The sequence below is a fragment of the Sorangium sp. So ce590 genome, from assembly GCF_051521365.1.
Taxonomy (GTDB): domain Bacteria; phylum Myxococcota_A; class Polyangia; order Polyangiales; family Polyangiaceae; genus Sorangium.
Genome location: NZ_CP150346.1, coordinates 6,280,582 through 6,290,768, shown reverse-complemented (window position 1 = coordinate 6,290,768; position 10,187 = coordinate 6,280,582). Strand labels below are relative to the sequence as shown.

Sequence of the window (10,187 nt, the reverse complement as noted above, 5' to 3'; positions counted from 1 at the left end):
GCAATACCTCCGTCGTCGCGCGCTGCGCCAAGGCGCAAAAACGCGGCCGTTTGCTTCGCCCTACGTCGAGCAGCGTCGCGAGCTAGTAACTTCGTTCCCTAAGTTCGTCCCGGGTCAGGCGACGCCGTATATACGTAGAATCGCTAGGATTCCTGGCCACGCGAACCCGGGAGGAACGTGAGGAACAGCGTACTCGTTCGGATTGACGACCGTCCGTGGTTCGAATGTGTGTCCCGAAGCTGCATGCCGGCGTACTTTGTCGCCCTTCAGACTTTCGGCAAGTATCTTTTTTTCTGTTTTTTTCTGTTAGGAGGGCCGCGCTCCGCTGTATCATTACTGGATGATGCAGGGTGGGAGGCGCGCCGGGGCCAACAGGCGCGTGCCGCCCCTCGCTTGCGCCATATCGCTGACCCGTCATGGGGCGCTGCCGGCCAGCGTTGCTGCCGTGTGTCCATGCGGCCGGGCTAGCTCTTCGCGTGAAGGGCCCCGGATTGTTTCATGGTGCGATCGTGACTGTTGCTTTTGTGGCTGTCCCTGAGTTGGAGCCATGCGGGTTGATGGGTCGAAGCTCAGCGATCGCTGTCGTTTCTCTCTCGTTTCCGCGAGAGCAGCCCAGTGTCACCGTTCTTTCGACAGACGATCTTCAGCCCGAGCGACCTATCGACCGGCCTTGGATCGACCCTCGGGGCGTCGTGCCGACTCTCGCACGACGGATCAGCCCCATGAGGCCCGCGCCGTGAACGTGATCCGCGAGCCGGATCTCCTCGATCGTGTGAGGGGCGCAGCGACGCCACGTCCGAACCGGCCCGCGCCGGTCATGGGCCGGGTCGAGCGCCCGGGCCCGCGGCTCACCGGTGGAGCACGTCGAAGAGCTGCTCCAGCATGAGGTAGGTCAGCCCCCAGACGACCCGCTCGTCCACGCGTAGGCACGGGAGCTGGCGGACGTTCCCCTCGTGCGTGTACGCATAGCTCGAGGCGCGCTCGCCGCGCGCGAGCGGGCCGAGCGGCGTCCAGAGCGCCTCGGCCACCTCGTCGTTCAGGGCGAGATCCGGCGTGGAGCGCAGCGCGAAGACGAACGGAGCGATGATCATCCCGACGCGCCGCCCGCGCGCGACCGCGGGGATGTCGGGCAGGCGCGCGAGCAGGGTGCCGTGCGCCGCAAGGTCGATCCCCACCTCCTCGCGCGTCTCGCGGATCGCGGTGGCGAGCAGGCTCTCGTCCGACGGCTCGCGCCGGCCGCCCGGGAGCGCCATGTGCCCCGACCACGGATCGGCCGGGTGCTCGGCCCGGCGGATCAGGAGGAGCTCGGCCTCCCCGGGCTCCCGGCTCCCCGCACGCTCGAGCGCCGCTCCCGGAGGCCCCGCCGGCGCTTGCAGGATCGCGGCGACCGCCGCCTGACGCTCCTGCGTGACCACGTCGGGCCCGGCCGCGCGCCCTTCAAGGCGGGCCATGATGGCGGCGAGGTCGTAGGAGGAGAGCACGACGGCGAGGATAGCACAATGCCTACCGGTACTTACGTCGCAGACTCCGGAAACTACCCTGCGGAGGAGCGCCCGAGACCGCCGGGAGGAGCTTCGACTTCCGCCATTACCGGAGATCGAGCGAGCTCGGCTGCGCGTGCTGCATGTGCTCGGCAGGTGTTGCCAAGGCGAAGGGCAGGTCACCGCGAGCCGTCCGCCGCGCGTCGGGCGCACGCGGGCATCCCAGCGATTCAGGAGGCAGCTCTCGCCGGGCCAGTCTCCTGGAGGGGGCCGAGGCGCCTTTGCCGGGGGCGTTGAAGAAATCGCCGGGCAGCGACGGCGAACTCAGCGGCTCCCGGGGCGCGGCTCGCCAGGGCGGCTCTCATGATAGAATGAGCGTGGACCATGCTCGAGATCCTGCGCAATGCTCACTACACCGTGACGATCGACCCCGCGGCACAGCTCGTGCGGGTCGTGCGGAGCGCGACGCCGTTGGAGTCCCCGGCGCAGCTCGAGGAGCGGTGGATGGAGGTGAGCCGCGCGCTGGACCGGGTGGGCCGCAGCGGGCTGTGCCTGCTCGTCGATGTGCGCGCGGCGATGGGGCGGAATGATCCGCAGTTCGAGGCGGCGATGCTGCGGCTGCGGCCAGCCTTGTTGAGCGGCTTCCGGCGCGTCGCCATCCTCGTGCGGACGACCGCGGGCGCGCTGCAGGTTCAACGCCATGTCCGGGAGGACGGCATCGACCGGATGATCGGCAGCGACGAGGCCCAGCTGCTCGATCACCTTCGCCAGGCGCCGCGCAGCCCCTGACGCCGTTCGCGGCCGACGTCGCCCCGCCGGCGCGCGCCGGAGCACCGCTCCTGATCTTCATCGAGGTGGCCTCGGTCCGGCAATGTCCATCGCGAACTCCTTCATTCCATGAAGACGTGAAGAGATGACGAGCCGAAGTCGCCGCCCGGCGCCCCGCAGGGCGAACGGCCGTCACCCACGCTCCCTTGCAACGGCCCCCCGCCCGGGCCGCCGCTCGCCCTCCACAGTGCTCGCGCGATCCGGGCGCGGCTCACCTTTCGCGACCGGCCGGGGACGATTCTTGTAACTGGCCGAAAATGAACCACTTTGCGGGCGACGGCCGGCCGCCGGCGCGTCCTCGAGAGCGGCGCCTGGCCGGCGAGGCGCCGCTCACGAGGACGCCAGTCGAAGACCGGGACGGAACACCCCTGTTCGGCGCTGCGGACCGACTCCTTATATGGGTTGCGCAGCCCTGTTCTTCGGTTTTGCCGTTTGTTGCTTGAATCGCTTGTCAGCTCTCGAATCCGCCGTATAGTGGACCCGAGTCGCGCCCCTGCCGTCCGCCATGTAGTCATGCGGCGTGTTGCAGCGCTCGTGTCGATCCATCGAATCGATGCGCCGGACCATCCCAGGTCCGCTCCGGCGATGCCCTGGACGGTGTTTGCCGTGCAGGAGGGGCCGGGCGCGGCGGGCCAGGAGGACAGCCAGGCAGGGCCGGCGCTGGACGAGCAGGCGAGTCGAATGAACGGCAGTCCACCCGGTGGGGGAGAGGGGTATGGAGACACAGGCTGTTTGCGGTGCCGAGGACCGCGGTCGCGAGGATTCGCGGGCTCCTCGGCGGCTCGCCATCGTGCACGTGGTGAGCAGCTTCCAGACCGGCGGCGCCGAGCAGGTGGTCGTCGATCTCGCGGCGTCCCAGCGCGGCGCGGGCCATGACGTGCTGGCGGTCGCGATCGCCGAGGATCCGGACGGCCCGCGCGCGGAGCAGCTCCGGCGGCGCGGGGTCGAGGTGCACCTCGTGCCGAAATGCCCCGGGTTCGACAGGACGCTCACCGCCCGCCTCGCCGCGCTGTTCGCGACGAAGGGGGTGATGCTCGTCCACTCGCACAACCACCTGTCGCTCATCTACGCGGCGCCCGCCGGGTGGCTGCACCGGGTCCCGGTCATCCACACGAGGCACGGGGTGTCCCAGGACATGCAAGGACGGCGGTGGCTGCGCAGCGCCGCGTCGGCGTTCGTCGATGCCCATGTCGCGGTGTCGCAGCCGACCGCCGCGGCCGTCCTCGGCCGGCGCGAGGTCGGCTCGTCGAAGCTGCACGTCGTGGCGAACGGCATCGACCTGTCGCGGTTCGCGCCCGATCCGGCGGCGCGGGCCCGGGTGAGGGCCGAGCTCGCGATCCCGCAGGACGCCTGGGTCGTCGGGAGCGTGGGGCGCCTCTCTCCCGTGAAGAACCAGGCGCTGCTCGTGCGCGCCGCCGCGAGGTCGCTGCCCTGGAGCGGGCGGCTCCTGATCGTCGGCGACGGACCCGAGCGCGGGCGGCTCACCGCCCTCGCGCGCGAGCTCGGCGTGTCCGAGCGCGTGCTGTTCGCCGGCGAGCGCCACGACGTGCCAGAGCTCCTCGCCGCGCTCGACGTGTTCGCGCTGCCCTCCCTGTCCGAGGGCCTGCCGCTCGCGCTCCTCGAGGCGATGGCCGTGGGGCTCCCGGCCGTCGCGACGGACGTGGGCGGCGTGGCCACCGCCCTCGTGGACGGCGAGACGGGCTTCCTCGTGCCCTCCGGCGAGGTCGCGCCGCTCGCCGCGAGGCTCTCGGAGCTCCAGGTCGATCCCGGGCTCGCCGCGCAGATGGGCCGGTGCGGCCGGACGATCGCGCTCCGGCGCTACTCCGCCGCCCGGATGGCCGAGCGCTACATGGAGCTGTACGCGCTGCTGCTCGTGCGGCAGCCGCCGCGCGTCGTCGCCGCTGTCCGCCCGAGCACCGTGCTCGCCTGGATCTGGGGCGCGGACCGGAAGCCGCGCGAGATCACCGCCGCTCCGGACCGCGGCGACGGCCGCCCTCGCGGTGATCGGCCGCGCTCGCCGGCGGCGCTCCCGAGCTGAGCGGCCGCCGGAGCGCTGCTGTCACCGATCTCTGCTGCTGTCAAAGGCTCTCGAAGGGGGAGGACTCATGTCGAACGTGGTGAAATGGCTCTCGGATCTCCTGGCCGTGCCGTGGGCGACTCGGCCATTCACGCGGATGATGCGCGGGCAGGTGACCATCATCGTGATACATCGGCTCGCGGACCCGGATCGCGGCATCGCGGGCCTCGAACGGCGCGATCTCCAGCGCGCGCTGCAGTTTTTGAGGAGCGAGCGGTATCCGATCGTGTCGCTCGAGCGGGTCTTCCGGGGCCTCGCGGGCGAGGCGCCGCCCATCGACCGGGCCGTCGCCTTCACGATGGATGACGGCACGAGCGACCAGGCGACGGTCGCCGCGCCGCTCTTCGCGGAGTTCGATTGCCCGGCCACCATCTTCGTCGTGACCGGCTATCTGGACGGCGAGCTGTGGTGCTGGTGGCACCGCGTGGAGTACGTGTTCGAGACGACGCGGCGCCGCGAGCTCAGCGTGATGGTGGCCGGCCTGCGCCACGTCGTCCGCCTGGACGACGGCACCCCGCGGGCGCAGCTCGCGCGGCGCTTCATTGAGCAGTGCAAGCGCGTCCCCGACGCCGAGAAGCTCCGCGCGATCGAGCGGCTCGCCGCCGCCGCCGAGGTCGAGCTCCCGGCGCGTCCGCCCGCGCGTTACGCGCCCATGTCGTGGCATGACGTCCGCGCGTGCGAGGCGCGCGGCATCACGTTCGGTCCGCACACGGTCAGCCATCCGGTGCTCTCCAGGACGAGCGACGCGCAGTCGAAGCACGAGATCCTCGTGTCCTGGGCGCGCCTGTGCGCCGAGGCCAGGCGCCCGGTCCCCATCTTCTGTTATCCGAACGGGCATGTGGGGAGGGACTTCGGCCCTCGCGAGAGCGCCACGCTGCGCCGGCTCGGTTTTCTGGGCGCCGTGACCAACTCGCCTTGCGACTACGAGACCGCCGAGCGGTTCCAGAGCTCCCCGGACGCGCCGTTCTCCGTGCCCCGGATCGACTTCGGCGCCGATCACCGGAGCTTCATCCGCTCCGTGTCGGGCGTCCTGCGGACGAAGCAGGTGCTGACGCGGCACGTCGTCCAGCGAGGCGCGGCGGCGCCGCGCGATCCGGGCCCGGCGCTCGATGGAACCCAGGACGAAACCCGCAGCCTGCCCTCCTCGCTCTTCGAGTGATCATGGACCGAACAGACACCGACGTTACCCGCTTCTCCCCCGAGCGCCCCCCGGCGCTCGTGCTGGGCGACATCACCCTGGTCCGGCCTCACGGGATGGTCGGGACCCCGGTGATCGTGGCGACGACGGACCCGGCGGACCGGGTCCTGTGCTCGCGCCACGTGAGCGCCGCCTGCCTCGTTCCCGGCTTCGAGGAGGCGAACCGGGACGCGTCCGCGGCGATCCTGCTGCGCCTCGGGGAGCGGCTCCATGCGGCTCTCGGACGCAGGATCCCGCTGTTCTACGGCACCGACCCGCAGCTCGAGCTCATCTACCGCCACCGGAGAGCGCTGGCGCAGCATTTCCTCTTCCTCCTCAACGAGGAGGACGTGTGCTGGTCTCTGCTCGACAAGGAGGGGTTTTACGGCCTCTGCGAGGCGAGAGGCATCCTCGCGCCGCGCACGCTGCGGCCGGGCGGCGATCTCACGGGCCTGCGCGAGCCGCTCCTCGTGAAGCCGCGCCGCAAGTCCGCCTGGGCCGAGATCCAGCACGAGCTCCTCGGCGGCCTGGGCAAGGCGCGCCTCTTCAGCACGCGCGCCGAGCTCCTCGCGCACCCGCACTTCGCGCGCCTCGAGCAGGATCTGATCGTCCAGGAGCACATCGCGTGCGACGTCGTCGATCTCGTGTCGTTCCACGGGTTCGCGGACGAGCGGGGGGAGCTGCTCGCGTGGTTCTGCGGGCGCAAGCTCCGCACCTACCCGGCCTTCGCCGGCGAGAGCGCGATCGTCGAGGTCACGGGCGACGAGGCGGTCGCCGCGGTCGGGCGCGAGGTCGCCGGGAAGCTCGGGCTCAAGGGGCCCTTCAAGATCGACCTCGCGCGCGACGCGAGGAGCGGCGCGCTCTATACCCTCGAGGTCAACGCCCGGTACACCCTCTGGAACCACGTGGGCGCCGCGGCGGGCGTCAACCTGCCGCGCGTCGCGTACGACTACCTGGCCCTGGGCCGCCGCCCGGCCGCGCCCCCGCGCGCCGCCCCGGGCCACCGCTGGCTCGACGTCTACCGCGTCTACCGCGCGTTCCGGGAGCAGCGCGGCGGCGCGTCCCTCGCGTCGTGGATCGGCTCGATCGCGGGGGCGCACACCCTCTATGACGCCTTCGCCTGGGACGACCCGAGGCCCTTCGCGCGATGGGTCAGCTCATTCCTCACACGAAAGGTGGCGCGCCATGCTCTACGGGATCATCGCAGACGTTCACGGTAACATCGAGGCCCTCTCGGCAGTCCAGGCGTTCCTTGCGGAGCGGGGCGTGGATCGCCTGATCTGCCTCGGGGATATCGTCGGGTACAACGCCGACTCGGACGCGTGCGTGCGCCTGCTCGCGCGGCCGCCGGTCCTCGCGATCGCGGGCAACCACGACCTCATGGCGATCGGGCGGCTGGGCGTCGAGCGCTGCGGCGCCAAGGCGGCCTTCGCGCTCCGGCGCACGCGCAGCGCGCTCTCCGCGGACAGCAAGCGGGCGCTCGCGCTGCTGCCCAAGCGGCGCGTCATCGAGGGCGAGATCGTCCTCGTCCACGGCGGCGTCGCCGATGTCTGCCAGTACATGGTGAGCCCCGCGCACATCGAGGAGAACGCGCTGCTCCTCCGCGAGCGCGAGCCGAGCGGGCGCATCTGCTTCTTCGCGCACACCCATGTCCAGGCGCTCTACGAGGTCGAGGCGGGGGTCGCGACGGCGGGGCCGACAGGCGAGCGCGTCTCGCTGGGCCGCGGGCGCCAGCGCTTCTTCATCAACCCCGGCTCGGTCGACGCGGCCCGGAGGAGCGAGAAGCTCGCGGATTTCGCCGTCTTCGACTCGTGGCGACAGGAGATCTCATTCCACCGGGTCCCTTATGATCACGAGCGCGCCGAGCGGCGCGCCGACGAGGATGGATATCGAATGACGTGGCTGGACACGCGCCTCGGCGCGGCGCGGGGGGCGCTCGCCCACCTGCGGCCGCGATGGCGCTGAAGGGGAGCGGTGCCGCCGTCGCGCCGCTGCGAGGAGGGCCCGGGCGGGGCGGCGGACACGAGAGCGGGATTGTCCGGAGGGGAGGGCATATGTTGCGGTTTCATCTGGTGACCGAGGTCGCCGAGCTCTGCGCGATGCGCGGGGCGTGGGAAGATCTGATGGGGCGGAGCGGCCTGAACGAGCCGATGGTCACGCCGGACTGGACGCTCGCCTGGTGGCGCGTGTTCGGGGCGCAGGGCCGCTCGCTGCGCGCCGCGCTCTTCTTCGATGGGCCCCGTCTTGTCGGCCTCGCGCCGCTGCTCGAGCGCCGCTGCCGGCACCGCAGCGGCATCCCGTTCCGCCGGCTGGAGCTCCTCGCCTCGGGGGAGGACCAGGCCGACGAGATATGCTCCTGCAACCTCGGTGTGATCGCCGAGCGGGGCGCCGAGGCCGACGTCGCGCGCGCGCTCGCCGGCGCGCTCACGGGCGCAGCGCTCGGCGCCTGGGACGAGCTCGCCATGCCGGCGATGCGCACCGACGGCGCGCTCGCCGTGCTCCTTGCGCGCGAGCTCCGGCAGCACGGCATCGACGCGCGGATCGAGGTCACCGACGCCTCACCGTACATCCCGCTGCCGTCCAGCTGGGAGGCGTACCTTGGCGCGCTCTCCACGTCGCGCCGCTACCTCGTGCGTCGCTCGATGCGCGACCTCGAAGCGTGGGCGGGCGGCGCGCTGACGCTCGAGCGGGCGAGGACGCGGGAGGAGCTCGCGCAGGCGCGGGCGATCCTGGTCCGCCTGCACGCCGAGCGGTGGTCGGCCGAGGGGCGCGCGGGCGTGTTCGCCTCGCGGCGCTTTCGCGAGTTCCACGACGAGGTGATGCCCGCGCTGTTCGAGCGTGGCGCCCTCGATCTCACGTGGCTCTCGGCGCGCGGCGAGCCCATCGCGGCGCTCTACAACCTCGTCTGGAACAACAAGCTCTACTTCTACCAGTGCGGGCGCAGGGTCGACCTGCCGAAGGGGCTCCGGCCCGGGACCGTGATCCACGCCCACGCCATCCGCGCCGCGATCGAGGAGGGGCGGCGCGAGTACGATTTCCTGGACAGCCCCTGCCAGTACAAGCTGGCCCTGTCGCTGTCGGCGAGGCCGCTCATCGAGCTCCGGGCCGCGCGGCCCTCGGTGAACGACAGCGCCCGCCGCGCCGCGGAGCTCGCTGCGCACGAGCTCCGCGTGCTGAAGCGGCGCGTCCTCGCGACGTGGCGCGCCGCCGCCGGGTCGCTCGCGCGCGCCCCGGCGGACCGGCAAGCGCCCCCGTGCAGCGAGCCGGCAGGCGCCCCGGCGGACGGCGCGAGCCCCCGGCGGGCGGCGCGGGCGCGCGCCGCCTCGTCATGAGCCTTCCGCTGCGGCGGGCTCCCCTGCTCTCCCGGCTGAATCTGCTCTGTCCGCTCGCCCGCGCGGCTCGACCGACAGCTCGCCGGTGAGCACCGTCAGCGCGACCTTGATCGCGATCGTGAGCACCATGAGCCCCACGGCCCAGATGCCCGCCGTGATCTTCCACTCGGCCATCGAGGGCACGTACTCGACGAGCTCGTGCAGGGTGCTCGGCACGAAGCCCGGGATGATGAGGCCCATGCCCTTCTCGATCCAGACGCCGGCGAAGGCGGCGACGCAGGCGGCGTCGAGCCAGACCCGGCTCCTGCGGCTCGCCGGCAGGTGCAGGATCGCCGCGGAGGCCACGTTCAGCGCGACGGCCGACCAGATCCACGGCACGAGCGCGGCCTTGCCGTGCAGGCCGAAGAACAGGTAGGTCACCGCGGCGCCGTGCGTGCCTCCGGTGTAGAGCGACGTGAAGAGCTCCGAGCCCAGCATGAACAGGTTGAGCAGCACGGTCACGCGGAGCACGGAGGTGAGCGTGCGGATCGGCCCGTCGCCCACGCGGAACCGGGTCAGCCGGGCGACGAGCTGGAGCAGCAGGATCACGAAGGCGGGGCCCGTGATGAAGGCCGAGGCGATGAAGCGGGGGGCGAGCAGGGCCGAGTTCCAGAACGGCCGGCCGCCGAGGCCCGAGTAGAGGAACGCCGTCACCGTGTGGATCGAGACCGCCCAGCCGATCGACAGGAACACGAACGGCAGGTACCACCGCCTGTCCGGCCTCCTGCCGAGATACCTCGTGTAGATGAGGTACCCCGAGATGTGCAGGTTGATGAGCAGGTAGCCGTTGAGGACGATGACGTCCCAGGTCAGCATCGAGATCGGCCAGTTGAACCGGCCGATCCCGGGCAGGATGTGCCAGAACCTGTCGGGGCGCCCCATGTCGGCCACGATGAACAGGAGGCACACGACGATGGCGGCGATCGCGAGCAGCTCGCCCAGGATCACGACGTCGTGCATCTCGTGGTCGTCGTAGAGATACGCCGGGATCACCATCATGACGGCGCCCGCCGCGAGCCCCACGCCGAAGGTGAAGTTCGCGATGTAAAGGCCCCACGAGACGTGGTCGCTCATGCCGGTGACCTGCATGCCCTCGGCGAGCTGGTGCGCCCAGGCGTTCGCGCCGACGAGGGCGATCGCCGTGAGCACGGTCATCCAGAGATAGAATCGCCACGAGCCCTCGAAGCTCTGGCCGATGACCCGGAGCAGGAAGCGCGGGTAGGTGATGGCGTGCGTGTCCTTGCGCATCGTGG

General features: G+C 71.4%; 8 protein-coding genes. 6 read left to right on the top strand and 2 right to left on the bottom strand.

What is annotated here, in order from left to right; genetic code table 11:
- Window positions 1-848: 848 nt before the first annotated feature.
- Window positions 849-1,481, bottom strand: a complete 633-nt coding sequence (locus WMF28_RS23425) for an NUDIX hydrolase (protein WP_437595489.1) — start codon at window positions 1,479-1,481, stop codon at window positions 849-851.
- A gap of 384 nt (window positions 1,482-1,865) precedes the next feature.
- On the opposite strand from WMF28_RS23425, the gene WMF28_RS23420 reads away from it, so the two are divergent.
- The 6 genes from WMF28_RS23420 (at window position 1,866) to WMF28_RS23395 (ending at window position 8,895) form a co-directional block, all read left to right on the top strand.
- Window positions 1,866-2,270: a hypothetical protein gene (locus tag WMF28_RS23420; protein ID WP_437595487.1), complete on the top strand. Its 405-nt coding sequence runs from the start codon at window positions 1,866-1,868 to the stop codon at window positions 2,268-2,270.
- 754 nt (window positions 2,271-3,024) lie between these two features.
- Window positions 3,025-4,347: a glycosyltransferase gene (locus tag WMF28_RS23415; protein ID WP_437595486.1), complete on the top strand. Its 1,323-nt coding sequence runs from the start codon at window positions 3,025-3,027 to the stop codon at window positions 4,345-4,347.
- A 67-nt stretch (window positions 4,348-4,414) separates the two neighbouring features.
- A complete protein-coding gene (locus WMF28_RS23410; RefSeq protein WP_437595484.1) occupies window positions 4,415-5,545 on the top strand; it encodes a polysaccharide deacetylase family protein in 1,131 nt (376 codons plus the stop codon).
- A gap of 2 nt (window positions 5,546-5,547) precedes the next feature.
- On the top strand, window positions 5,548-6,783 hold the full coding sequence (locus tag WMF28_RS23405) for a carboxylate--amine ligase (RefSeq protein WP_437595482.1): 1,236 nt from the start codon (window positions 5,548-5,550) through the stop codon (window positions 6,781-6,783).
- Window positions 6,749-7,528 carry a metallophosphoesterase family protein gene (locus WMF28_RS23400; protein WP_437595481.1) on the top strand — a complete coding sequence of 260 codons (780 nt, stop codon included), beginning with the start codon at window positions 6,749-6,751 and terminating at the stop codon, window positions 7,526-7,528. The genes WMF28_RS23405 and WMF28_RS23400 overlap by 35 nt, the downstream gene beginning before the upstream one ends.
- Window positions 7,529-7,617: 89 nt before the next feature.
- The gene (locus tag WMF28_RS23395; protein ID WP_437595480.1) at window positions 7,618-8,895 is read left to right on the top strand and encodes a GNAT family N-acetyltransferase; all 1,278 of its coding nucleotides are present in this window, start codon (window positions 7,618-7,620) and stop codon (window positions 8,893-8,895) included.
- On the opposite strand, the gene dsrP is transcribed toward WMF28_RS23395, so the two are convergent.
- The gene (gene dsrP, locus WMF28_RS23390; protein ID WP_437595479.1) at window positions 8,890-10,182 is read right to left on the bottom strand and encodes a sulfate reduction electron transfer complex DsrMKJOP subunit DsrP; all 1,293 of its coding nucleotides are present in this window, start codon (window positions 10,180-10,182) and stop codon (window positions 8,890-8,892) included. The genes WMF28_RS23395 and dsrP overlap by 6 nt on opposite strands.
- Window positions 10,183-10,187 lie beyond the last annotated feature (5 nt).

Bases quoted from the DNA above. Each gene is read 5' to 3' on its own strand.
- WMF28_RS23415 (WP_437595486.1), top strand. From the start codon at position 3,025: ATGGAGACACAGGCTGTTTGCGGTGCCGAGGACCGCGGTCGCGAGGAT.
- dsrP (WP_437595479.1), bottom strand. From the start codon at position 10,182: ATGCGCAAGGACACGCACGCCATCACCTACCCGCGCTTCCTGCTCCGG.
- WMF28_RS23395 (WP_437595480.1), top strand. From the start codon at position 7,618: ATGTTGCGGTTTCATCTGGTGACCGAGGTCGCCGAGCTCTGCGCGATG.
- WMF28_RS23405 (WP_437595482.1), top strand. From the start codon at position 5,548: ATGGACCGAACAGACACCGACGTTACCCGCTTCTCCCCCGAGCGCCCC.
- WMF28_RS23400 (WP_437595481.1), top strand. From the start codon at position 6,749: ATGCTCTACGGGATCATCGCAGACGTTCACGGTAACATCGAGGCCCTC.
- WMF28_RS23420 (WP_437595487.1), top strand. From the start codon at position 1,866: ATGCTCGAGATCCTGCGCAATGCTCACTACACCGTGACGATCGACCCC.
- WMF28_RS23410 (WP_437595484.1), top strand. From the start codon at position 4,415: ATGTCGAACGTGGTGAAATGGCTCTCGGATCTCCTGGCCGTGCCGTGG.